Source organism: Akkermansiaceae bacterium (genome assembly GCA_024233115.1).
Taxonomy (GTDB): Bacteria; Verrucomicrobiota; Verrucomicrobiia; order Verrucomicrobiales; family Akkermansiaceae; genus Oceaniferula.
In genome coordinates, this window is the sequence record JACKQB010000002.1 from 559273 (window position 1) to 584156 (window position 24884).

A 24884-nucleotide genomic window follows, 5' to 3' on the forward strand; every position below is an offset into this window, starting at 1 on the left:
AGGGTATTTTCCCAGAAATAGGCTTTACACAATATCCAATCTGGGTATTTTCCGCGTCCCGACATCCGTCCAAACCATTTTCCCAACACACTTCAACTTCACTTCAAACCATGAAAGTTCTTTCCTCACTCCTCTCCATGAAGCGCCGCCACGAAGACTGCCAAGTCGTCAAGCGCAAGGGCACCCTCTACGTCATCTGTAAGAGCAACCCCAAGTTCAAGGCCCGCCAAGGTGCCACCAAAGGAACCCGCCTCAGTAAAAAAGGCGTGAAGTAATTCGCTTCCCCTGGAAACAATCTCCAACCCTTCTCCGTTCACTCGGGGAAGGGTTTTTTACGTGGCATGTGATCCGCGTGCCCCGCCGTAGCTTCACGCGCAGGAGGGTCCCGGTCATGACCCGATGATAGGAAGCGAAGCTTCACTGGCTCATCCGCGACTTCAAGCCCACCCATTTCCACCCCCCCCAGACCAGCAGCAGTAACCCGGTCATACCAGCGGCATAGACCCACCACGGCAGCGGGATACTCGCCACCATATTCAGACGGATCGGCTTTTTGTGGCACTCACTGAGTTTGTAATACCATTTCAGCGTCCGGCCATCGTTTTCCACCACGTGGGCATTGCTTTGTTTCGCCGGTTCCGGCAGGTGGACAATATAGCGGAATTCCGAGTCACCAAGGATCGTCGCGCTTTTATTCCCCAGGCTCTCGTCAAGCAGCGGCCCCAGGTCCACCTTGCGACTGAGCTCGGCACTCAGACCATCCAGGTTGACCGTGATGCTGCCGATGATCGCGTGCAGCATCTTGTCCGCCTTGCTCGGATTGATGCCAGGGGTGTGCTCGGCCAGTGTTCCCTCCAAGGCGATGATGTCATCGGTTGCCAACTCGATGGTAATCACCCGGCTACCATTTTCCTTGTCGATCCGATTGGTGATCAGCTTGAGGTTCTTCTGCCGCGCGACCTCCTCGGTGATGTTGGTCCTCAGCTCCTCGGCATCCTCAGCAGAAAAAAGAATCCCCGGCACCCGGTACACCGCCGTCACCCGGGCCGAGCCATCGGCATTGATAAAAACCTCCTCCTCACCATCGATACAACTATTCAAAAGAGCGGCAACCAGGGCAAGCAAACAGAAAAGAGCACGTTTCATCGGCCACGGACTCTGCACCATCCCCAGCTAACTGCAATCATGAAAGCAACCCAACCTCGCCTCTTCCGTTTCAAATTTGCCGATGCGGGAGGCAGTCACACATCCTCCCCCCGCATCGGCGCTTACTTACACACAAACTACAAAAACCAGGCTGTAAGTCAGAATCCACTTCCCCGTGCATACGCATGAAGGAAACAAAGCCCGACTCCAGTCAGGTAGAACCCACATCGATTCCACCCTCTATTCGCGATCGTTCCTCGCTGGTTACAGGAAAAATACATTTTTTACCGAAAAAAGAAGCGGGTCATCATAATCGTTGGGGCTAGGGGGCTAGTAAAACAGGAGGTATCCAGTATCAGTGGCTTGTGTCATTCTCTTTGAGTGACCGGCGGTTTGTGTCCGCCAGCAGAGAAAACGCGGTGTGTCTTTGGGGTATTATCCCGCTCCTGCGGCGGATCATTTGACCTTCATGCAGGAGCGGGTTCGCTAATCGACAGCGAGGATTTTTTTATGGGTTAAAAGTTTGAAGGGGGTATGGCAGGTGACGGTGCTGTAGCTCATCGGATCAATGCTTATCGAACATCACCGGAGACTATCAGAAATCCATGCTGCTCGTCTTGAACGTTCATGCTGTTATTTGTTAGTTTTTCTTAATTACACAGATTGCTGTTTTCCCGATTCCACCAGCTTTAGATACGCGCTTGGAGTCATGCCGGTGTATTGTTTGAACACCCTGCTAAGATGGGGCTGGTCGCTGAAGCCACAGTCGAGCGCCAGGTCTGCCAAACGGGGCTGAGGCTGCCGGGTACTGAGTAAATGCCTCGCCTTGAAGACCCGTAACTTGCGCAAAAAAGCGGCGGGGCTAGCGCCCGTGAGTGACCGGTAGCAGCGGGAAAAGTGGTACTTGCTCAGATGCGTGATGACGGACAGGTCATCCACGGAAATAGCCTGATCAAGGTTCTGCCACATATACTGATGGATCTTCTCCTCAGCAATGCGGGATGATTCCGGACCGGCGGGTTTTTCCGCCAGGCACTCCTTGATTACCGCAGTTACAGCGCTGTATTGACCTGCCGGGCTGGAGACGGTGGCGGCGGGGCCAGTTGATTCCACGGCTGTGAACAGTCCCTCCACCGAGGCGCCAGAGAGTGACTGGATCACACGACAACAAAATGTGACCCTCTTCTCCGTATAGGGCATTTGCTCCGCTAGTTTCCTATGATAAAGACAGTCGAGCACCTGCAACAGGATGTATTGCCCGGATGCACTCACGGTGATGGCAGCCTGCTGGAAGGGTGGCACATAAACAGCGGCGCTTCTCGCCTGCCCGAGTGTGAGCATCCGCTCCTCGTGCCCACAAACAACGGTGACCGGCCAGACTAACAAATCCCGGGGTATCAAAAAGACATGGTATGCCGATGCTGGAAGGACAATACTACGGTCCGGGTCCGACTCGAAAAGGGTGGCGGAGTAGCCAGAGCCTGTGAGTTTCCGGATATTTCGCTGGGGTGCTACTGTGGAGGGGGAATACATGTTGGAACCGAAGCCATTGTTCGACCCTTTCCATTCGCGATAATTTCCCTCTGGTTACAGGAAAAACAGGAAAAATGATTTTTCCCACCCCTCCTTACGATCATGTTAGAGCCTGGCGATCCAAGGTTTGTTTTTGGACGAAGGGTTGCAGGTGTCGATGTGGCTCGCGCGAATTTAACGACTGCCTGATACGCATATCCGCATAGGGCCGTGACAAGCTGAGCAGCATCAGATCCGAGCCAGCCGTGGCCATCCCCAACGTCGAGCGGAATGTGCAGTAATGGTCGATGACCTTTAATTTCCAGAGGCCAATCAGCCAAGTGCCTGAGGATGAACGGACCTCGAAAAATCGATGCTTTTCCACGTCTCCCACTATCAAATCTGCACAAGCCCCTATGTGGAATGGTGGCCCTTCACACCTGTGAGTGTACACGACAATGCTTTTTCTGGAAATGAAACGGTAGTGCCGCTGCTCCGTACTCCTGATTACAATCTGTTGTCGCGCGATTGGTTATATTTCAAGTGTTAAGCTAACTAAAACTAACAATAACCAACAATCGCGCGACTCTTTTTATGAAATACACGGGATAGAGTTATTCGGGCAAGACTACTTCGACTCTCCCGAAGTAGCGCGGTTGGGTGCTCAGGTCTACGTCTTCAAAATACACCACCCGTTCCCATTCTGAATCGATGGACTGCATGACATCCGGCACCGGTGAAGACAGCCCCACCCATGACCCGGCATTCAATTCCGTTCCCTTTAATGGCGTGTAAATCAGGCCGCTGTTTTTCCGGCGCAGGAATTCGAAACGTAAGCGAGGTGTCGCCTGACTACGGTCCAGCGTAATCAAAGGTAGCCCCGCCGTTCCGGTGGAGGGAATAAGTTCACGCACATCCGCTGCGCTCAGATTCATGTTAAAGGCATACTTGAGGAGGTTTTCAACACCATCGTGGTATGGGATAGCAGAGGGAAGAGCGTTGTTTCCAAATTGATTCGCAGCGAGCATGGCACTGTCGAAGAGTTCTCTTGGAGTAGGCTCCGCCGTGACTTCAAGGTGGAAGAAGTAGGCTGTTCCGGAATTTTGGGCGGGAATTCCCGTGTAGGGATTAACGGCCTCCGTGCTAGATGCTCCAACCAGCGCGGTATACCCTGTGAGAGCGATAGCGCTACCAAACGATTGGCTGGGGGTGCTGATATCCGAAACGATACTTGTTTCCTGGCTCCAGGTCGACCCGCTACGACGATAGATGAACACTTCTCCGAGATTGCTTTCTGCTCCCCGGTCGCGGAGAGGGGATCCTACCATAGCTATTGGTCCGTCAAGGGCGACCGAGCTACCGAAGTAATCGTTGAACTCTTCGACTGCTGGAAGCAGCTTCGCCTGTTGCGTCCAGGTTGCTCCACTGCGAGCGAAGATGTAGGCGCTTCCATATCCTGTCCCTCTGAAAACCGGTGGATTGTAATAAGTATTCTTGGCGCCGATCAGTATGGTTTCCCCTGAGATGGCAAGTTCGCCCCCGAATTCGTGGTAAGCAGTAGCGTCGGTCGCGGTCAGCTTCTGTTGCTGGGACCAGACACCATTGCTCGTCGTGAAAATGTAAACGCATCCAGCAGCGACAGCCGAGTCGATGGTTTTTTGATCGCTTCCAATAGCTGCCGTATCACCTGACATATCCACCGCGACACCGAATGATGAATAGGCTGTCTCATCAGCGGCGATCAGTTTTGTCTGCTGAGTCCAATTAGTTCCGCTGCGCTCAAAAACATAGGCTGCACCACGAGCATTTCTCTCTAAAGGCGCGCCCACCAACGCCCGGTCATTCTCTACCGCAACGGAAATGCCAAAGTGCGCCAAACCGGTCGATGCACTCAAGATAGCCTGCTGCTGCCAGCTTCCTCCATTGTTTGTGAATACATATGCCCTCCCCTCGCCGCCTCTCACATTCCACGCACCCACGAGTATGGTATTGCCGGAAATTGAGATAGAGGATCCGAACATGGGATTGGGGTCGTGAGGACTAAAGTAATCGTCAGCGATCAGACGGGCTGCATAGTTCCAGGTGTCCCCGGATTTGGTGAAGACGTAGGCTGCTCCTGCGCCGGTCGCAGAAGGGGTGTCCTCTCCTGGGGTTCCTACGACAGCAGTGTTTTCTTCGATTTCTACTTCAGAACCGAAGCCATTGCTGATGGCGCCATTGCCACCGTTGAGCTCCTGTTGGAGACTCCAGGTCGAGCCACTGCGGGAGAATACGAAGGCACTGCCCGCATCACTATCATTTTGAAATTCATGGGGAATGACTCCGCGCGCGAATGGAGCACCAACGATCACCGTGTCCGCAGAAACTGCCACAGAGTATCCAAACTGATCTTCTGCTCGCGCTAGCGTGGATTCGAGTTTCGCCTGTTGACTCCAGCTGCTACCGTTTCTGAAAAACACATAGGCACTGCCCGTATTGTCTCCGCGAGTCGAATCGTTCAAGTCCGATCCCACGACCGCCGTATTGCCCGAAAGTGCGACTGAAGTACCAAAATAATCGGAGCTCGTCGAGTCAGCAGGAACAAGCATTGACTGTCGCGTCCATGTCGTGCCAGAGCGGGTGAATACGTGAGCTCGTCCGCTTGAACTCTCTCCCTCGGCCCCGATGAGCGCGGTGTTTCCGGATAGCGCGACGGATACACCAAAGGCACCATCGAAGTAAATAACGTCGTCACGCGGTGTCAGAATCGCCTGCTGGCTCCAAGAGGTTCCCGTGCGAAGATAGACATAGGCACTTCCGGTATTGGTGTATCCTGAATAATCCGCTCCCTCGGCGCCAACAAGGATGGTAGTTCCTGAGATCGAAACCGAGTTACCAAAATTGTCCACACCTTCACCATTGCTGGCGGTCAGTTGCGCCTGCTGTGTCCATGTCGTGCCGCTTCGGACAAAAACGTATGCGCTTCCAACATCACCATAAGTTAGGCTATCGTGTCTTGGAGACCCGACGACCAAAGTCTCTCCATCAATCGACACGGATGCTCCGAACCAGTCATCGTAGGCCGGGTCATTGGGAATCAACTTAGCCTGTTGGGAGCATACGTCGCCATTCCTTACAAAAACATAGGCGCTTCCCGTATCGCTTTCGTTGATCGAATCACCAAAGCGGGCACCGACGATGATGGTCGTGCCGGAGATTGAAACAGCTCCACCAAGCTCATCGCCAGCATTCGCATCATCGGCCATTAAAATATATTGAAGCGACCAACTCGATGCAGTGCGGATGAAGACATAGGCACTACCCGTACCTTCACCAGCAGCTGTGTCATCGCCTGGCACTCCGACGACCGCCGTGTCGCCCGCAATTGCTACCGAGCTGCCGAGGAAGTCTTTTGGTGAGCCGTCGCCAGTGAAAATAGGTTCCAGCTTGCTTTCGAGGGAAGTGATGAGCGGGTCGATCGTAAGCGGGTATACGGCTCCGGCATCTGACACCACGAGAGTGAAACCGGAAGGGCTTGCTTCCATTCTTGAGACGAGCGCTTTTCCGTGGGCATCCCATGCCTTCAATCCGTCATACCGGACGCAGGAGGCTCTGCTTTCCGGATCGATGAATTCGAGAGCTTTGCCGTCCTCGTCCACAGCCTTGGCGAGCAAGCCTTCGAGCCGCATGTCCAGGCGCAGCTCTCCTGTGGTATCTTGACCCACCGGACGTTTCGATACCGTGAAACCATGCTCGATGCCTTCGGAACAGTTTACAAACCATTCCTTCAATCCACTCCCGTGCGCATACTCGACCCGATTACCGCTCGCCCTCGGTACTGCGTGCTGGCTGCCCTCCAACCCCAGAGTAGCGGTCCATATCCCGCCTTGTCCGGAACCAAGGCGGATAGCTCCATCAAGGAAACGCGCTGTCAACTGCTGTTGTGGGTTCGAGATAAAATATTGTGCACCGTTATTTTTCTCCATCGCCGCTTCTCTCAGGGTGATACGGCAAGCTGTCAAACGAGCTTCTTCCAGTGCTTGCATCAAAGATGTGTTATCGGATGTAGGAATCGGGGTTCCGGTCAATTTACTATCCGCCGGAGGGGGAGGGAACACCCGTGGCGCACGGGAATGATGCGAAATCCATGTCAGAAAGATAAGCGTAGCGAAAAAGGGGACGGTGAATATAAGTTTACGTCTCGTTCTGATTGCTTTAGATTTGTTTATTCTCGGGTTATTCGGAAGAGCTTTCATGGAGTGATATGGGAGGTAACGGGTTTGAACTATTGAACTACATAAAGGAGCCTGTTATTGAGCTGGCTGGATTCCTTGGACAGGTTCCGTGATGCGTTAAAAGTTTGAAGGGGGTATGGCAGGTGACGGTGTTGTAGGTCACCGGATCAATGCTTATCGAGCTTCATCGGAAGCTATCAGAAATCCACCCTCATCGTCTTGAATATTCGTGCTATTATTTTTTCCACCCCTCCTTACGATCATGTTAGAGCCTGGCGATCCAAGGTTTGTTTTTGGCAAGGTTGACGGCGTGCGCGCATGACCTCTACTCTTGTTTCATGCGGTAAAAGAGCCTCTGTGCAGCACCAGGGAGCGTGTAGTATCTTTCCAGGATCTGACCTGAGCCGGTGATACCGGACTCCACGGTCTGCCAGGAGCCTGCGCTCAGGTCGTTGGACTGTTCAATACGATAGGTCGACCCCAGTTTGCAACTGAAGCTCAGCTTCAGATCCGTCGCGGAAACCATGGTGATCAGCGCTTTTTTCTCCGGTGTTTCCTGACTGGATTTGGGGTTTGTTCTAAACGTGATTTCCGCCCCGTCGAAATAGCCGTCGTGGTCGGTATCGGGATCGTTCGGCAATGTTCCATACACCAGTGTCTCATGGTGATCGAGAAGGCCGTCGCCATCACTATCAACCAGCGGAACGACCGTCACCGTATGGGTGGCGTGAGCCGCCCGGCCTTGGGTGTCCCAGGCAACGAGCGCCACGGTGTAATCCCCCGGTGTTTGGTAAACGTGACCTGCACTCGTAGCAGTCACCGGCACACCGTCGCCCAGATCCCATAACACGGCGTCAGGTGTAGGCGCCCCATCATCGGTATAGTCCAGAGTAAAGCTGATCGTCTCGCCAACACCAACCAGCATTGGCCCCGATATCTGCACTGTGGGTTTGGCGTTGGCGAACCCTTTGCTTACCGGGACGTTATTGTTGCCATTACCACTGACCGTGTTGCCGGACCACTCGAGGTTAGCCACATTTCCATTCTCGATTGCATTCGAGCCGTTGTTAGAGATGGTGTTATTGACAAAACTCAGCTCATCGACGCCCTGTGTATGTGTGTGGCCGTAGATGGCAAAGCCGGAATGGTCATTGGCGAGAATTTGGTTACCATCAAATACAAGTTGCCGTATACCGGCACCACCTGCCACCGCATTAAAGCGGAACCCCACGGTAGGTGCACCATAAAGGTTGGGAAGATCGCTGTTCGCCTTTTCAAAGGTATTGTTAAAAAAATAGAGCTGCCGTATCACCCCGCCATTGTCTTGAATCTGGGCTCCCCAGCTGTCTAACTCTGAAAATATGTTGTTTGAAAAATACGACCTGGTTTTAGAGGTGTTTCCCGACAGTGACAGCCCGATGTGATTCCCCTTCCCGATGTGATTTTCCGTAAACACATTATCGGAGCCCCCCGCCATTTCCATACCGATGTATTGAATGGAGCCATCGTTAGCCACCACGGTATTCCTCCTTACCGCACACATGTTAGAGCTGTCGATACTCAGCCAATGATCGAGGTTATTGTCCTCGACGACACCCCGATGCGAGCCTCCCCACAATTCAACTCCGAGGCCAGGTCCCGTCTGGCCGCTCTGGCTAACAGTGTTGTAAGTGATGATGCAGTCGGTGGAAGCACTCAGCAGGACACCGCCACGACCCACGTTTTGAATCAAATTTTGCCGCACAACCGTATGGTTTGATCCCCCGTTCAGCCGGATGCCGGAACCCCATGTCGAGGCTACACCAATATTCAGAAATTCGTTACCCTCAATGACCGAGCCGGTAACCGCCCCTGAGAAATAGATTCCATGGGGGCCAAAACCCGAGGCATCCACCAGATTCCGCACCCGGATTCCATGAATATGATGATCCTTTGTTCCCGATACCTCAAGCCCCTGGGTCGCTTTGGACGAGCCCAGCCCGTCAAGGGTAAAGCCGGTAAGCTCCACGCGGTCGATACCAGCTGCCTGGATTCGGACCATGGGTGCTGAAGAGGCCCCGATGTATTCAAGAATGGATGCGTCCATCCCAGCTCCCGCCAGAGTGACATCCGCCTTGGGCACGATGGGACCCGATATTTGAAAAGTGCCGGCCGGAATCAGCACCCTGTCGCCTGGTGAGGCCGCCGCGATCGCCGCATGGATGGCGGCCAAGTCATCAGCACCACCATCGGTGGCGCCAAAATCCAAGATCGAATAGTCCACGGCTCCGGCATTACCCGCAACATAGACACCCAGGAAAAACGCACCCGCTCGCATTGAAAGAAACTTTCCCATCTCCCCCCCGTATTCGCATTTTCCGGTCCCGGGTTACAGGAAAACGGAACGAGCAAGTCCGCCGGGTCCTATTTTTCAATCTCAAGCACCACCCGGAAGCCATACCAAGAGCACCGCCCTTCCGGCTCGCCTGGCTGACGATAAGATGACAGCAGTTCTGTTTGCGGCGAAATGGCATACTGCATCACGTAATCCACAGCGTGCCCTGTTGCCGCTTTTATCTCGTCGACCAGCGGCCCACGGCCCCGTAATCGCATTGCCCCCCCGCGTAGTGTGCGCCGATTGTCATCGCCACCGTTATAACGGTCCTCCACCCACTCTTTTGCCCCACCGACCAGGCCTCTCACACCTAACGGGTTCTCATACAATCCTGTCACTGGACGGCACTTGCGCAACCACACGTTTTCGTATTCAGGCAACACCTCCAGACAGATCCTATCGGCCATGCGATACCAGATGGCTTGCAGCTTCCGGTAAGCCTCCTCCGCCTGGTGACGCAATTCCTGCCGACTCAGCCTGCCATCAAATACCAGAACCGGATGCCCTTCGAAGGTGATCAGGTTTGTGACAAACGTCAACTTCCCGTCTCTGATACGCCCCTGCAACTGGCGGCTTTGCAGTCCTTGCGGGGGCGGCTCCATCAATTCGGCAGGAAAGGGATGGCCGTCTTGCCACCAGCTCCCTTCATCGTCATTCCAAACCGCCTGGGTCCACACCCGATACGACCCCATGCCCCCCACTTTTCTTTCAAAAAAAAGTCACGGAACCCGGCATCAGCCCAATTGGCCGACTGCCAACCGACCCGGGAAAAGGCCCATTGCGCATGATACCCCATCCACGTTCCGAGAAACACGACGGTTTTATCATTCCAATATCGCATCACTACCCGGTCGTCCGCCAACTCCAACACCTGCCCGGCCAACTGGGGCAGCACCACAAAGTCTTCTCCGTCAGCCACCACCTTTTTCCACGGTTGATGGTATAAATCAGACGTCACCTGCTTGTAATCCCCAATGCGGTCCGGTGCCATCGCGCCCGCCACGAGGCGGTATGCCTTCGCCAGCCCCTGCACCATGTTGAACGCCATGCCCTGGTCCAATACCGCCGCCACTTCCGGTGGTGGTGGCCACTGATTCCCCCAAGGGTAAACCCCCAACACTTTACCTGACCTGAGCTGTGGGGTGGCACCCCATTCCTGGGACAAACCCGCCGCTATACTCCACTCCTGGTCGGTGGGTAGCCGGTATCTCATGCCCTTGCTTATCCTACCCTCGGCCCGTTCCTTTTCCGTTAGCCACTGGCAAAACGCCTTGGCATCGAGCCATGAAATATTGAGCGCCGAATGCGTGGGGACCCGACTACTCAAGGGAGCATCCCATGCATATCCGGTATCGGACAAAAAAGTATCCCAATCAGCCCAACAAGTCTCGTCCCTGGAAACCAGCACCCTGGTTCCCGGGAGCGGCACCAAGCTCATACCCAGGCTGTTTTCGTGCTGTTTTGCCAAAACAGGCCATGGCAGCGGCGTCTGAGCGGCGCTATGCATGCCCACCTGCTGATGAACGAGGTATCCTGTCACCAGCAGCACCAGCCCTATGGCCACCAGCGTTTTCCAGCCGAGGCGTTTGCTTGCGCCCGTGTGACATTCCCTGGCTTCAATCGCGGATTTCAGCTGCCCCACACTCTGGTAACGATGCGCCGGGTTCTGCTTCAAACAGGTCATCACCACCACGTCCCAGCCGGAGGAGACTCCCGGCGTTGCGCCCGGCGGCTCAAATGCCCCTTGCGGCAACGACCCGGTAAGCATCTCATACATCATCACACCCAGTGCATAAATGTCGGTCCGATGATCAACCTCTCCTCCCGATGATTGCTCCGGGGACATATAACCGGGGGTCCCTATCACATCGCCAAGCAGGGTCACCCCGTGGTCAAGTTCACAGGCGTCGTTCTGGTCAAACATTTTGGCGATACCAAAGTCGACCACCTTGACCTGCCCATCCCCGTCCAGCAGTACATTGCCCGGTTTAATATCCCGGTGGACGTAGCCTTTATCATGGGAATGCTCCAAGGCATCACACACCTGCATAATAATCGACGAGACGGTGTTCTGATCGAGCCCCCCCTCCCCCATCAAAGCAGTCAGGGTTTTGCCATCGACATATTCCATCACGTAATAAAGCTGTCCATGCACGCTGCTTCCCGAATCATAGACACAGGCGATGTGCGGGTGATTCAGGCTGGCCATCGCCCTGGCCTCACGTAGGAAGCGCTCTTCGAAGTCAGGTCTCCGGCTAATGGACAAGGGCAGGAGCTTCAAGCAGCACAGCCGTTGCAAACCCTTGTGAAAAACCTTGTAAACCGCTCCCATGCCACCCCGCCCAATCAAGGATCTCACCTCGTACCCGGAAATCCACTCCTCCAGCTTGTGTGGCTCAGGCATCTCCCACTCCCGGTCACCTTGTGCGGTCACATCGGTGTAAACCACACGCGCCAGAAGCTTGAAGGGTTCCACTCCCTGCAAGGAATCATTTGCTTTGTTCGCTGGCTCCATCTTACTCATTCACGCTTTCCCGTTGTCATTCCCTTGCCCGCCGGGTCTCGACCGTCCCCATCACCCGCATCAGATACATCAGCTCGTCATTGACTTCGTCCTCCCTGCCGTCATCCAGCGTTTGCCTCACTTTGCTGACAAGGATTTCCCGAAACTGGCTGCGCAAGCGGAAAACAGCCACTTTCACAGCCCCTTCGGTCATTTTCAAACGACGGGCCGTATCACTGTATTCTTCACGTCCCGACCCAGCGCCGCTCCACTCCAGATAACGCTTCAAGACTTCAAAACGATCCGGCTTGCCCCTGACCATATAGCTGGCACGCAGTTCATCCATACTCCGGTTCAAAATCGTGACCGTCCACTCGTAATCAAACAGGACATCGGAGGAATCCGGTCCTTCGACCAGAGAATACCAGCTCTCGGTATCCATACTATCAAGGGATATCAAGGCTGCCCCACCACCCCGCTTTTGCGCATAGAATTTTCGCCACTCAGTCGACATATGGCGATTGAGCATCGTCAACAGGAACGTGCGCAGTCTGCCCCTATCCACACTGGCCATGGCAAAACTGTCGTTTTCAAGAAGCCTCATAAAAAAACTCTGCACAACATCCTCGGCATCATCAGGCGAATACCCTTTTCTCCGGACATAAGCATACAATGGCGGCCAATATTGCTTGCAGACAACTTCCAAGGCCTTGGTCGATTCCTCATCCGAGCCTTCAGAAATCCGTTTCAATAAAGTCCACTGTGTCGTATGGAACTGAGCTTCCTCCATCAAGCTACGTTAGACTAATCGCATGATGATACCAAGCGTATTTCTTCCAAAAGCAACGCTGCAATTTCAGGCCGCCCACAAGAAATCCGCGTTGCATTCTCCTTGCTCCCAGGTGCTTGGTATGGCACGGAAACGCCGTGAACACGTGGCACGACAAACTCTCAGGGTGGTTTTTCCAGCAAGACCACCACGAAATTGACTGGCATGACAGTCTGGTCGTCGACGCCGTGCTCCTGCTTGTCGTCTTGGCCAGCGCCTTTCTCGCCTACTTTATCGTGCGCAATGTCGTGGTCGGGATTGTCAGTCGGGTTGTCAAAAAAACCAGCTCCACCTGGGACGATGAACTGCTCAGCAGCAGGCTTTTCAAATGGCTGTCACTGCTAGTCCCTGCCGTCATCATCCTGAACGCCGCACCGCACGCAATCGTCACCCAACACGACGGCGCACCCGTTTTCTCCGGATGCATCCAGACCACCGCCAGGGTCTGTATCATTGTCCTGTCCTTCCTCGCCGCCAACTCGCTCCTCAATATCATCGAGCGTATTTATAGCCGGTATGATGTATCCAAAGAACTCCCGATCAAGGTATTCTTCCAGGTCATCAAGATCATCCTGGTCCTGGCGGCCATCATCTTTATCATTGCTACCCTGATTGGAAAATCCCCCGTGCTCATCTTCTCCGGTCTCGGGGCGATGACGGCGGTCATGATGCTGATTTTCAAGGATTCCATCCTCGGCCTTGTCGCCGGCATCCAACTCTCGGCCAACCGGATGGTCGCGAGGGGGGATTGGATCGAAATGCCTAAATTCGGCGCCGATGGCGAGATTCTCGAAGTCGCCCTCACCACGGTCAAGGTCCGCAACTGGGATAAAACCATCACCACCATCCCGACCTACGCCCTCATTTCCGACAGCTTTAAAAACTGGCGCGGGATGAGTAACAGCGGTGTCCGTCGTATCAAACGCTCGGTGAACATCGATATGTCGACCGTCCAGTTTCTCGACGAGGCCAAGCTCTCTCAAATGAAGCAAATCAGCCTGCTCAGGGACTACCTGACGGCAAAAGAACAAGAGATCAGCAAGTGGAATTCGGAGAATGCCACCAAGGCCACCGATAACAAAGTCAACGCACGTGCCCTCACCAATCTCGGCACATTCAGGGCTTATCTGAAAGCATACCTCAACAACCATCCCCAAATCGCATCACACGAAACCCTGCTCGTGCGGCAGCTCCAGCCCACCGAACACGGTATCCCCATCGAGATTTATGTCTTCACCACCGACAACCGCTGGTCATACTACGAGGACATCCAAAGCGACATCTTTGACCACCTGCTCTCCATCCTGCCAGAATTCAACCTGCGAGCCTTCCAATCACCCAGCGATCACTCCTTCCTTCCAACTTCAAACTGAACACTTCAAACCAAAGTGAAACTTTACGACACCCTGACACGCGAGAATCGCGAACTCACCCCCCTCGACGGCGAAACCTACCGCTTCTACTGCTGCGGCCCCACCGTTTACGGCCCGGCCCACATCGGCAACTTCCGTACCTTCGTCATGCACGATGTCTTCCGCCGCGTGCTCGAAACCGGCGGCATGAAAACCCTGCATGTGAGAAACATCACCGATGTCGACGACAAAACCATCCGCGACTCCCAGGCCGCTGGAACGACACTGCAAGAGTTCACCGCCGGATGGACCGACAAATTCCACGCCGATTGCACCGCGCTCGGCTGCCTGCCGCCGCACATCGAGCCCAGTGCCATCGAGCACATCCCCCAGCAGATCGCCATGATCGAGCAGTTGATCGAAAAAGGCCACGCCTACGCGTCCGACGACGGCTCGGTTTATTTCAAGGTCGCCTCGTTCCCCGACTACGGCAAACTCTCCCACCTCGACACCCGCGAGCTCGATCTCGGCAAGACCCAGAACCAGCGCGCCGACGCCGATGAGTATGAAAAGGACTCCATCGCCGACTTCGTGCTGTGGAAGTCTAGGAAAGCGGAAGACGGCGAGAACTTCTGGACCTCCCCCTGGGGCGACGGCCGACCCGGCTGGCACCTCGAGTGCTCCGCCATGATCAAGGAATACCTCGGCACCGACTTCGACCTCCACTCCGGTGGCGTCGACCTCGTTTTCCCGCACCACGAAAATGAAATCGCCCAGAGCCAGTGCTCCTGCGGTGGCAACTTCGCCGCCCACTGGTTCCACATCACCCACCTGATGGTCGATGGCGGCAAGATGTCGAAGTCCCTCGGCAACCTCTACACCATCGACGACCTCGCGGAAAAAGGCCACACCGCCATGGAAGTGCGCTACGTGCTCATCTCCGGCCACTACCGTAAACAGCTCAACTTCACCCTCGACTCCCTACACGCCGCCAAAGAGGCCCTAACGAAGCTGGCCAAAGGCCGCGAAGTCCTCGCCCTCGCCGCAGGCGACATCTCAAATTCAACATTCACTATTCAACATTCACTATTCGCCGCCGCATGGGAATCCTTGAACAAAGATCTAAATACCCCGGCGGCGTTAGGCCACCTCTTCTCCGGCCTCAAAGCGGCACAGAAACTCGAAGGTGAAGAAGCCGCCGCCAACCTCGCCGCCTTCGATGCCATTGTCCACGCCCTAGGTCTGGAACTCCCGACCGAAGAGGAAGCCTCCGACATCCCCGCCGAGATCCAGGACCTCGCCGAACGCCGTTGGCAAGCCAAACAAAACAAAGACTGGGCCGCCTCCGACCAACTCCGCAACGAACTCTCCGCCCAAGGCTGGACCATCAAGGACAACCCCGATGGGTATGAAATCAGTCAGCTGTAGGCAGTAGTCGGTTGGCAGTAAAAAATTCGCGTGTATTCGCGTCCATTCGCGGTTAAAAAAAACGCATGATCCGACCCCGCCGCAACCGCAAGTCCCCCGCCGTCCGTGCCCTCGTCCGTGAGACCACGCTGTCGGCCTCCGATTTCATCTACCCGCTTTTTGTCCACGACAAGGAATCGGACGAGGCCATCGACTCGATGCCGGGCTGCACCCGCTGGTCGCTTGATGGTCTTGTCAAAGAGGCCGGCGAAGCCCACGCGCTCGGCGTCCCGGCCGTCGTCCTTTTTCCCGCCATCGCTGAAAACCTGAAAACCTCCGGCGCCGAGGAATGCCATAACGACGGCGGCCTGGTGCCCCGCGCCATCAAGGCACTGAAGGCGGCGCACCCGACGCTTTGCGTGGTCACCGACGTGGCCCTCGATCCTTATAATACCGATGGCCACGATGGCTTGGTGCGCAAAAACGACAAAGGTGAGATGGAAATCATCAACGACGAGACGGTGGAGGTCCTCTGCCGCCAAGCCCTCTGTCACGCCCGTGCGGGCGCCGATATCGTTTCCCCCAGCGACATGATGGACGGCCGGGTCGAAGCCATCCGCACCACGCTCGACTCCGAGGGTTTCCAAAACGTTTCCATCCTCGCCTACACCGCCAAATACGCCTCCGCCTACTACGGCCCCTTCCGTGGCGCGCTGGAATCCGCACCCAAGGCGGGCGACAAAAAAACCTACCAGATGGACCCCGCTAACGCCCGCGAGGCCATCCGCGAGACATTGCTGGACGAGGACGAGGGCGCCGACATGATCATGGTCAAACCCGCCGGCCCCTACCTCGACATCATCTCCCGCGTCCGCGAAACCACCACCCTGCCCGTCGCCGCCTACCAGGTCAGCGGTGAATACCTCATGATCAAGGCCGCCGCCAAAGACGGCTGGGTGGACGAAAAAGCCATCGTGCTGGAATCCCTAACAGGCATTAAACGCGCCGGCGCCGACATCATCCTGACCTACTTCGCCAAACAGGCGGCCCAATGGATTTAACTTACCGGCGACGTCATGATTAAAACATTCAACCGACAGCAGGTCCTCTACGGCTGCCTGCGTGCAGCCTTGTCGTTGTTTCTTTTTGCCATCACCTATACGTTTTTTCACTTCATCGCATCTTTATTTGTCGAGGAGTTCGAGTTCGACGTTGCTCCGAAAGTAATCATATCCATCGCTTCCGCCTGCGTCTTGGGAGTTGCCGCGACAGGATTCTTCCGCTGGAAAAACGGGCAAGGTCACTTCACCATGGCCGAAGCAAATATTCCGGACAACACGGACACCAGTTTACTCAACTGGCACGTCTATCAAAAAGACCTGACCAGCAACGCCACTTCGGTTTATCTTCTCACCACACTCTTTCTAGCAGCCCCAATCCAACTTCTCAAGGCCTACGACCACTTTCAATCACTCATCCCACAGGACAGTGCACTGGAGACACGAATGTTAGAATTCCTAAACCAACTTCAAGCCATCAATCAATGGCAGGACTTCAACGCTCATCCAGGCTGGGAACGCGAACTTATCTTCCTAATCAAAATGGGTAGGATTCAGTATTCCGCTCAAAAAGGAAGAATCAAAGCGGGCTAACAAAGTAGGGCAGGTTTGCAACCTGCCGACAGGATATGCCGGGCAGGATATGCAAAACAAGAGTGCTTGGGTTGTCGACAGCTTGCAAAGCTGTCCTACCTTACCTCGCCGTCGACGAGGGTCTTCCAGACGCTGAAGTCCTTGTCGAGGATGGCGATGTCAGCACAAAAACCGGGTTCGAGTTTTCCGACACCTTCGAGTCCTAACGATTCCGCCTGATTCCATGAGGTCGCTTTGATGAGCTGGTGCAGCGGCATACCGGTGAGCTCGGCCACGTTGCGCAATCCTTCGTTATAGAGAAGAACGCTACCGGCAAGTGCCCCGCCCTCCTTTAAACGAGCCTGACCGTCTTTAACGATGACCGGCAAGCCCCCTAACTGAACCTCCCCCTCACCGATCCATGAGCCGCACATCGAGTCGGTGATCATGATCAACTGCTCGATCGGCTTCACCTGAAAGACAAGTTTCAGAAAATCAGGACAAAGGTGGATGGTGTCGCAGATCAGTTCGATCTTCAAATCAGGATCCAACAAACCAGTTCCCACCACGCCGATCTCACGATGGTGCAGGCCAGTCATGGCATTGCCAAAATGAGTCAAGTGAGTTAGTCCCGACTCCTTCGCAGCCATCACCTGCGCGCTCGTTGAAGATGTATGTGCGGCAGATGCGCTGATGCCGGCGGCCTTCGCCTCACGGATGCAGTCGCATGCTCCCGGCACGTCCGGGGCAATGGAAAACACCTTGGCCGGAGCGATTTCGTGCATCCTTCTCAACTCCTCCCAGTTCGGCTCGCGCACAAACTGCGGGTTCTGGGCACCGGCGTTGGCTTTGTTGATAAACGGCCCCTCGACGTGCAGGCCGGGGGTTTTGGCATACTCCTGCTTGGCCATGTATTCGGCACATTTCCCGGCGATTGCCTCCAGTAAGTCCTGGGGCTGGGTCAATGTGGTGGGCAGCCAGGTGGTCACTCCCTCCCCCAGCTTTTTCTTTGCAATGTGGCGGATGCTTTCAGTTTCATTATCACAGACGTCTTTCCCATCAGCACCGTGGGCGTGGATATCGATAAATCCCGGCATCACATAGCGGTCGCCGGCATCGATGACTTCATCCGCATCAGGGAGTGCGCCACCGGCCTCGTAGACGGCTGTGATTTTACCATGTTCAATTTCAAGGGCTCCTCCCAGGATTTCAACATCCGGGGAAATGACATGCGCGTTGGTAATGAGTAATTTCATAAGTCTACGGGTGTAAAATAATAAACTGAGATGAAGGATGAGACAAAAAAATGAGATGAAAAGATAAGATGAGATAAGAAAAAAAACTAGTCGCGATCCAGGATCATATCCCTGGATTTCCAGAAATAAGACAAGCCTGAGACTACAGTTAAGGCCACAGCAGCCCAGAGGGAAAGTGGAATCAGCCAATGCGCAGGGTTTGATAAAAACTGCAGGGTGCTTACAAGGAAATTTTCAGCCTGCACCGACTCAAAAGTCAGATGCACCAACGCGGTAATGATAAAGATCAGCTGGAACGTCGTCTTCCACTTCCCGAGTCCATCGGCAGCGATGACCGTTCCCTTTTCCACCGCGATCTGCCGTATGCCGGTAACCAAAAATTCACGGCAGATGATCAACGCCGTCACCCACACAGGGCAAAGACCTTTCGCTGACAGATACACAAACCCCGAGCAAACGAGGATCTTGTCGGCCAGGGGATCAAGCAGTTTCCCCAAAGATGTCACCAGGTTCAACTTCCGCGCCAGATGCCCGTCCAGCCAATCCGAGATCGCCCCCAGGACAAAAGCGGTCAGGGCAATGGCATAACCCACCACCCCCTCCGCCGAGGCAGCCACACAAAAGATCGCCGTGAGGACGAGACGAAAAAGCGTGATGGTGTTGGGTAGGTTCATAGTCGGCTTCACGGAGCCTAAACAATATGGAACTCGCCGCAAGCTTCTATCCTGATCACTTTACACTTCCTCCGCCGCCCCTGCCCGCTTATCAAACAGCTATCCCGACCGCTAAGCCGCACAAAGCCCAGGTCACAGGTGCGGGCTTTGGCGGGCAACCACCCTGTCCCCAGCCGACGGCTAGAAATCCAGAGCATGCTCAACCGCAGCCCCTGCAAGAGCCTCGACTCCCAACAACCTCTCAACGTGCTCAAGAACCTCGTTGAAAATCAACCGCACTTCATGACAACAGACAAAGAAAAAGGGTCAGAAAAGGGGCCAAAAAAGAAAAAAAAGGGGTCAAAAAAGGGGTCAGCCAAAGAAATGATGCATTTCATGGAACCGCTTTTACTATCTTGAGTCCTCTAGAATCCCCGTCTCACTATTTGTTGCATGCCGCGGTATCCTGTTGCCCCTTCGGGTTAGACCCCGAATCCTTGGATTATTGTCCCGATGAATCGATTTCCTTGAGCACCCGTTGGTAAAGCCTGATGGAAATCCGGCAATGGTGCTTACTCACGGCGTCATCAACCGCTTGTCTGACTTGTGCGGCTGTCATGTGTCCAGACGTGCCCGCCCTCACCAGAAGACCGAGGAATCCAATGGCTTTGATACCTTCTTCAGCGGCGATTCTTCTTATTAGCCGCTCATCTGCCAGTAGGATATCAACCTTGTTCTGGACAGCCCATATTAACGACGACTGGTCGCTCAGACTCAGCGCAGTGCCTCCCGATTGAGTGACCTTGAAATCAACTAGCTGCACGGTGTCCATGAACTTGCTCAGTCTGGATTTTTCAACCGCGTCAGGGCAGTTCAGAAGCACCTCATCGGCAACACACTGGAGCACGTGAATTTTGTTGCCCAGTATCTGACCGATTAACGGCAGGTAGTCGAGCTTCGCCAGAAAAATCAGCGGGCTGGCATCGCAGAGTACGGCTTTCATAGGGTCAAGTTGAGATCCGCCTCGAACTCATCCGCCCCATAGTGTAGCTCCAGCTCCTCGTTATCCATCAGCGCGACAAAATCCCAGGTGCTGACTCCGGCCATTTCTGCAGCACGTGACAGGGTGATTTTTTCTCTGCGGCAGGCATCCACGGCACTTTCCAGTCGCAGTGCCTTCATGCCGCGACGGAGCATCATTTTTACCAGCGTCGACCGATCGTATCCGGACGACTCGACCAAGGAATTAAGAACGCGCAGCTCATCCTCCTCGATACGGGTTGATACAGTCGTGGTGGCCATGTATGCAGTATCGCGTATTGTAGACGCTTTGTCAAGTATGGGGAATCGACAATATTATTCCATCGACGTTACTTGCACGAGGAATAACAAGCCCCTCACAGAGCGGGCGTTTAATGAAGCCAGATCAAACGCCGCTACCAGAACTACCAGACACCTACTCAGATTTTGCCGTGGGCAGTAAATAATGTGTCGAATAAAACACCTCAGTGGTAACGGAGAAAAAGAAGTATCGAATAGATACCTATAAAAAGTGTCTGCGGGCTGAGGCAAACAGGTCAGAGCGCTGCGGAAAACCGCATTACTTTCAGTGATGAAAAGATCTGACGCTTCGGAACAAAGACCTGGAACCGATATTTGATCCCGGCCTTCAACCCGCAGACGGAGACATGATAACCACACACCAGAAATACGTCTATTAACTTTTTGCTGAAAAAAGGTTTGGGGAGCGCGCGCGAGGTATCGCCGCTTTTCATGGCTGCATGATACGTTGCCATACCCGGTACGGCAACGGTATTTTCACCAAGGGAAACTTGTTATATCGAAAAAAATCAAGGGACTGACGGGACGCGCGACGCTTTCAGTTCGCCCCTGCTGAAGCTACAAAATCAACATTGTTTTATAATCAATCATTGGCTAACATCTCATCACGTGAGAGCTGAGCTTAGTCAATTGGCAGATGAGGTGCGTGAAGAACGGCAGTTGCTGTTCGAGAAAATGCAACGCCAGTGGGACAGGCCATTGCCCGAGCGGGTGGATTCTGGCAGGGCGCTTAGCCGGCTTGTCATTTCGGACATCGATCATGAGAAGCGACTCATTCATTTTTCACCACCGCGTGAGGACTTTGCTTTTTTCACTGAAAACCAACGCTTGCGGCTCAGTCAGAATGACCCGACCGGGGTATTCTTCCGCGTCAACTTTCTAGGACTAACCGACAAGGGGCTCAGTGTCTACTGCCCAGGATGTGATGATCTAGCGTTCACCACCAAGTCAGGCTGGGTTCTTGATGAGGAGCTTATCGATGTTTCCGATTTTTACCTGCGCGCCATCACGGCTCTCGGTGAGCAAGCCCACGGTAGGGAGAAGGTTTTCCCCGTGTTGTTTGGCGAGGCTGATTCTGAAATCGTTGCGGAGACCTACGAATGACAATAAACACACCCTGAGCAGACGGGCGGGCCAGTCAAGACCTCGCCCGCTTAACCAATCGACTGCGGCCCCCATTCCTGTGCGCTTTCGTGTTGATGCGCCATGTAGATTCGGATTTCTTGCCGATCAGTAGATTGTCGTAGAGGTGGGCTTAGGCAGTGCGGATGTGCTTATGTTGATAGTTGTTATACTTTTCCTATTTTGATCTCGTAAATAATAACAGATTTCATAAAAATGCCACCTAGCGCATGGACCCTAGTATTTATCAAAAGCATAGAAAAAGCCTCGTTGATTGGGTGAAATCCCAATTAATCGGCCCTGCTCAATTAGGCACTGATGGAGAGGGGATACTCATGGGCGAGCAACCGATCCATCGTTATCCATGCGGTCTTCTATTTCCAACGGTGAAAGGAGGTGAAGGATTTGATGCTGTATCTGATGAAGTTGTTGAAACAGATAGCGATGAGGACGATCTAGAAGAGGCCTCTATTAAAAAGCGCTACATTCCGCCGTCATCTGTTGGCTTCTCCTTTTTCATTCAAGGTTCAGATATTTCATTTTCACTGGATGTGTTTGCAGCTCGATACGACGCCGAGACTCGCGATGAAAAAGGGCAGTTTTCGAGACAGGAATGGCACCGAGTGCCATTAAAACTATCAGATACGGAACAAGACAGCCTCATTTTTCGCGCTCCAAATTTGGAGCTGGAGCACCCAAGCCAATCAAAGCGTAAGCGGGTAAATGTTTTCCCACACGATGAAGGAGAAGGACATAGAGCAGGTATAGACCTTTTGTGGCGAAAAACAGGTAACGGTTGGCTTGTTACAGTCACCTTGTTTAATGCTAAAGAATTACCGAATGATTTAGAAGATAGAGATTACGCAGAAAAGCAAAATGAACACACCTTGTTTGAGGTCGAGTTAAACTGTCAAATTCATTCAGGCACTGTAGGTGACTATCCTCGTGTAGATCCCAGCCTCTTATCCGAAGAAGAACGTGAACTTGAGTTGCAATACCAATCTCGCAACATTTACGCCATTGGTCATGGGGCTGCTGTCGATTGGAAAGAAGAAGACAATCATGTCACCCATATATGGTCAGATTTCATTCCCACGGTTGAAGTTCCAACCGTAATAACAGAAATCAAAGATGGAGATAAAGAGGTCTTGCAAATGAGGCATCTTGCTCAAATCGGGACATCTAAAAACAATACTGATGAGACTATTGCGAAATTGACCAGCTTTGTTGATGGATACGAACGTTGGGTCAACAAGGAGTGTCTGGAAGTTAATAACACAAGCGATATAGAGTCAGCAAAAAGAATCCATCATAGGATGAAAACGGCCGTTGAAAGAATGCGACAGAGTCTAACTGTTCTTTCAGAAAATGAACTCGCAGCCGATGCTTTTGCTATGGCCAATGGTGCTATGGCAGATCAAATGCAGCAGCATGATTTGAACCAAAAAAAAGAATCAACCGCACCTCATGGATGGAAACCTTTTCAATTAGCTTTTCTGCTAACGGCAATTGAATCTACCGTAAACGAGTATAGTGATTATCGCGACATCGTCGATCTGATTTGGTTTCCTACTGGTGGAGGAAAAACCGAGGCGTATCTAGGATTAATTGCATTCTTGATCGTTTGGCGGCGTCTCAAGTTCCCACAGAAAGGAGGCGGAACTACTGCATTAATGCGCTACACATTAAGCCTACTAACATCCCAGCAGTTTGAGCGAGCTACACGCCTTATTTGCGCACTTGAACTGATGCGTCGTGAAAACCCTCGATTAGGAAAAGAACCCATATCAATTGGCATTTGGGTAGGCCGTGCGACCAGCCCCAACACATACAAGGACGCACTGGAGACCATTACGCAGGCCTTAAAAGAAGATAAACACACAGCTCCTAGTTGGTTCGTAATTCGTCGATGTCCCTGGTGCAACGGCAACTTTGCGCCTGATACGAATTACTCCGTGAAACATGCATCTTTTAAGTTTCTTTGTAAGAACGACAAGTGCGCCTTTGGAGGCTCACAGGATAGCGCTATCCCCTGTAGGGTCGTCGATCAAGACCTCTACGACAATCCTCCAACTTTATTGATAGCAACGATCGATAAGTTCGCACGGCTTGCATGGGAAGATCGAGCCAATGCCTTCTTTGGAAAAAACGGCAACCGTCCTCCTGAACTTATCATACAAGATGAATTGCACCTTATTGCCAGTGCATTAGGTTCGATTGCCGGGCTGTACGAAGCCGCTGTAGACACAATCATAGAGAGCCGTGGGGTCTACCCGAAAGTAATTGCATCAACCGCGACGATTCGCATGGCTGAAGAACAGGTGCGCAAACTCTATGGTAAGGATCTCGCTGTATTTCCACCTCCAGGATTCAGCTGTGACGATTCATATTTCGCCAAAACCGTTCCTACGTCCGAAAAGCCGGGACGGCTATATGTTGGTTACCTCGCTCCTATGCTAGGCAGAAACAAATGTCTGGCACCTCTAGCTACTGCCTTAATGGCCGCACCAGAAGCGATTTTCAATGACATGGGAGATGATACCAATGATCTTCTCTTGGAGGCATGGTGGTCACTCATCATCTATCATGGCAGCATCAAAGGTGTTGGGGTAAGTCATAATGCCATTGATATCGATGTTCTGGGGAGGCTCGATAAACTTAAGAAAGAAATTAGTGAAGCGTCCAAAAGCGACCGTGACGAAAGTAATGTTCAACCAATCAATACAAATAGCATCACACGCAAGCAACTTGCAGTGGCCCAACTTACAAGTCAGTCAAGCGCAGAAGTAAATGCTCAAACATTCGCGCAGCTTGCAAAACCGCGCGGTAACCCAGAATGTCTCGATATGGCTTTAGCTACGAATATGATTTCCGTTGGCCTTGACGTGAATCGCCTAGCTTTAATGGTCATTAACGGACAACCGTTGACAACAGGTGAGTATATTCAAAGCAGCAGTCGAGTTGGAAGAGCTTCAGTTCCAGGCTTAGTTTTTACCAATTACTATAGAGATCAAACCCGAAGCTTATCACATTATGAAAGCTTCAAGGCATACCACGAGTCATTCTATCGATTTGTCGAGCCAACCAGCATCACGCCATTTACCTATCAAGCTAGATTTCGAGCACTGCATGCCGCATTAGTCATCAGCATTCGGCATTCATTGAGTAAAATGCTCAATAATAACTCAGCTGGTGAATTTGAGCCTGATGATGAACAAACGTTAAAGGTGATCGAAACACTTAAACGGCAATGCAAAAAACGTTGTTGGGTAAAGAAGAAAGAGGGGAAACATGAATCGATGAAACTTGATCCCGATCTATTTAATCTAGTGGCTCAACATCTAGACAATTTGGTGGATGAGTGGAAAGAGATGCTAAATGAAGTAAATAAAAACAAGCAGCTATTATACTATTCTGTTGCTGACAACACTACCACACCATGCCGGCTTCTATACAACCATCACGATAAAATTGCAGGGCTCTGGCCAACCCTACAATCCATGAGAAACGTCGAAGCCTCTAGCCTTATCAAATTATTATGAAG

The 24884-nt window shown here is 53.0% G+C and carries 22 protein-coding genes; 9 read left to right on the top strand and 13 right to left on the bottom strand.

The features are described from left to right. Window positions 1-110 precede the first annotated feature (110 nt). Window positions 111-275 carry a 50S ribosomal protein L36 gene (gene rpmJ / locus H7A51_06585; protein ID MCP5535886.1) on the top strand — a complete coding sequence of 55 codons (165 nt, stop codon included), beginning with the start codon at window positions 111-113 and terminating at the stop codon, window positions 273-275. Between the two features lie 142 nt (window positions 276-417). On the opposite strand, the gene H7A51_06590 is transcribed toward rpmJ, so the two are convergent. Next, on the bottom strand, window positions 418-1146 hold the full coding sequence (locus H7A51_06590) for a hypothetical protein (protein ID MCP5535887.1): 729 nt from the start codon (window positions 1144-1146) through the stop codon (window positions 418-420). Window positions 1147-1185: 39 nt separating this feature from the next. Here H7A51_06590 and H7A51_06595 point away from each other — a divergent pair, with 39 nt between their 5' ends. Beyond that, a complete protein-coding gene (locus tag H7A51_06595; protein ID MCP5535888.1) occupies window positions 1186-1335 on the top strand; it encodes a hypothetical protein in 150 nt (49 codons plus the stop codon). Between the two features lie 465 nt (window positions 1336-1800). On the opposite strand, the gene H7A51_06600 is transcribed toward H7A51_06595, so the two are convergent. The 7 genes from H7A51_06600 to H7A51_06630 all read right to left on the bottom strand — a co-directional run bounded on the left by H7A51_06600 (window position 1801) and on the right by H7A51_06630 (window position 12539). Then, a complete protein-coding gene (locus tag H7A51_06600) occupies window positions 1801-2679 on the bottom strand; it encodes a helix-turn-helix transcriptional regulator (GenBank protein ID MCP5535889.1) in 879 nt (292 codons plus the stop codon). Between the two features lie 100 nt (window positions 2680-2779). Further along, the gene (locus H7A51_06605; protein ID MCP5535890.1) at window positions 2780-3043 is read right to left on the bottom strand and encodes a hypothetical protein; all 264 of its coding nucleotides are present in this window, start codon (window positions 3041-3043) and stop codon (window positions 2780-2782) included. Window positions 3044-3272: 229 nt separating this feature from the next. Beyond that, on the bottom strand, window positions 3273-6683 hold the full coding sequence (locus tag H7A51_06610; GenBank protein MCP5535891.1) for an FG-GAP repeat protein: 3411 nt from the start codon (window positions 6681-6683) through the stop codon (window positions 3273-3275). A 514-nt stretch (window positions 6684-7197) separates the two neighbouring features. Then, window positions 7198-9207: a right-handed parallel beta-helix repeat-containing protein gene (locus H7A51_06615; GenBank protein MCP5535892.1), complete on the bottom strand. Its 2010-nt coding sequence runs from the start codon at window positions 9205-9207 to the stop codon at window positions 7198-7200. 68 nt (window positions 9208-9275) lie between these two features. After that, window positions 9276-9848 carry a hypothetical protein gene (locus H7A51_06620; GenBank protein MCP5535893.1) on the bottom strand — a complete coding sequence of 191 codons (573 nt, stop codon included), beginning with the start codon at window positions 9846-9848 and terminating at the stop codon, window positions 9276-9278. Further along, window positions 9848-11731 carry a protein kinase gene (locus H7A51_06625; GenBank protein ID MCP5535894.1) on the bottom strand — a complete coding sequence of 628 codons (1884 nt, stop codon included), beginning with the start codon at window positions 11729-11731 and terminating at the stop codon, window positions 9848-9850. Before H7A51_06625 ends, H7A51_06620 begins: the two co-directional genes overlap by 1 nt. 55 nt (window positions 11732-11786) lie before the next feature. Then, entirely contained in the window at window positions 11787-12539 is a 753-nt protein-coding gene (locus H7A51_06630) for a sigma-70 family RNA polymerase sigma factor (GenBank protein ID MCP5535895.1), read from the bottom strand. Window positions 12540-12676: 137 nt separating this feature from the next. On the opposite strand from H7A51_06630, the gene H7A51_06635 reads away from it, so the two are divergent. The 4 genes from H7A51_06635 to H7A51_06650 all read left to right on the top strand — a co-directional run bounded on the left by H7A51_06635 (window position 12677) and on the right by H7A51_06650 (window position 16989). Further along, complete coding sequence (locus H7A51_06635) at window positions 12677-13951, top strand: mechanosensitive ion channel family protein (GenBank protein ID MCP5535896.1); 1275 nt, start codon at window positions 12677-12679, stop codon at window positions 13949-13951. Between the two features lie 15 nt (window positions 13952-13966). Continuing rightward, entirely contained in the window at window positions 13967-15358 is a 1392-nt protein-coding gene (locus H7A51_06640) for a cysteine--tRNA ligase (protein MCP5535897.1), read from the top strand. 65 nt (window positions 15359-15423) lie between these two features. Then, on the top strand, window positions 15424-16398 hold the full coding sequence (gene hemB / locus H7A51_06645; protein ID MCP5535898.1) for a porphobilinogen synthase: 975 nt from the start codon (window positions 15424-15426) through the stop codon (window positions 16396-16398). Window positions 16399-16413: 15 nt separating this feature from the next. Further along, entirely contained in the window at window positions 16414-16989 is a 576-nt protein-coding gene (locus H7A51_06650; protein ID MCP5535899.1) for a hypothetical protein, read from the top strand. A 95-nt stretch (window positions 16990-17084) separates the two neighbouring features. Here the strand turns inward: H7A51_06650 and nagA are convergent, their stop codons facing one another. Both nagA and pgsA read right to left on the bottom strand, forming a co-directional pair. After that, the gene (gene nagA / locus H7A51_06655; protein ID MCP5535900.1) at window positions 17085-18224 is read right to left on the bottom strand and encodes an N-acetylglucosamine-6-phosphate deacetylase; all 1140 of its coding nucleotides are present in this window, start codon (window positions 18222-18224) and stop codon (window positions 17085-17087) included. A gap of 86 nt (window positions 18225-18310) precedes the next feature. Beyond that, the gene (gene pgsA / locus H7A51_06660; protein ID MCP5535901.1) at window positions 18311-18898 is read right to left on the bottom strand and encodes a CDP-diacylglycerol--glycerol-3-phosphate 3-phosphatidyltransferase; all 588 of its coding nucleotides are present in this window, start codon (window positions 18896-18898) and stop codon (window positions 18311-18313) included. Window positions 18899-19144: 246 nt separating this feature from the next. Between pgsA and H7A51_06665 the strand changes: the two genes are divergently transcribed. Next, window positions 19145-19297: a hypothetical protein gene (locus tag H7A51_06665; GenBank protein MCP5535902.1), complete on the top strand. Its 153-nt coding sequence runs from the start codon at window positions 19145-19147 to the stop codon at window positions 19295-19297. Window positions 19298-19379: 82 nt separating this feature from the next. Here H7A51_06665 and H7A51_06670 read toward each other — a convergent pair whose 3' ends face one another. From H7A51_06670 to H7A51_06680, 3 genes are all read right to left on the bottom strand, one after another. Further along, entirely contained in the window at window positions 19380-19880 is a 501-nt protein-coding gene (locus H7A51_06670) for a hypothetical protein (GenBank protein MCP5535903.1), read from the bottom strand. After that, complete coding sequence (locus H7A51_06675) at window positions 19877-20179, bottom strand: UPF0175 family protein (protein ID MCP5535904.1); 303 nt, start codon at window positions 20177-20179, stop codon at window positions 19877-19879. The genes H7A51_06670 and H7A51_06675 overlap by 4 nt, the downstream gene beginning before the upstream one ends. A 275-nt stretch (window positions 20180-20454) precedes the next feature. Further along, window positions 20455-20652, bottom strand: a complete 198-nt coding sequence (locus tag H7A51_06680; protein ID MCP5535905.1) for a hypothetical protein — start codon at window positions 20650-20652, stop codon at window positions 20455-20457. Window positions 20653-20827: 175 nt separating this feature from the next. On the opposite strand from H7A51_06680, the gene H7A51_06685 reads away from it, so the two are divergent. Together H7A51_06685 and H7A51_06690 are read left to right on the top strand one after the other, a co-directional pair. Continuing rightward, the gene (locus tag H7A51_06685) at window positions 20828-21322 is read left to right on the top strand and encodes a hypothetical protein (protein MCP5535906.1); all 495 of its coding nucleotides are present in this window, start codon (window positions 20828-20830) and stop codon (window positions 21320-21322) included. Window positions 21323-21570: 248 nt separating this feature from the next. Then, the gene (locus tag H7A51_06690; GenBank protein MCP5535907.1) at window positions 21571-24882 is read left to right on the top strand and encodes a helicase; all 3312 of its coding nucleotides are present in this window, start codon (window positions 21571-21573) and stop codon (window positions 24880-24882) included. Window positions 24883-24884: the final 2 nt, after the last annotated feature.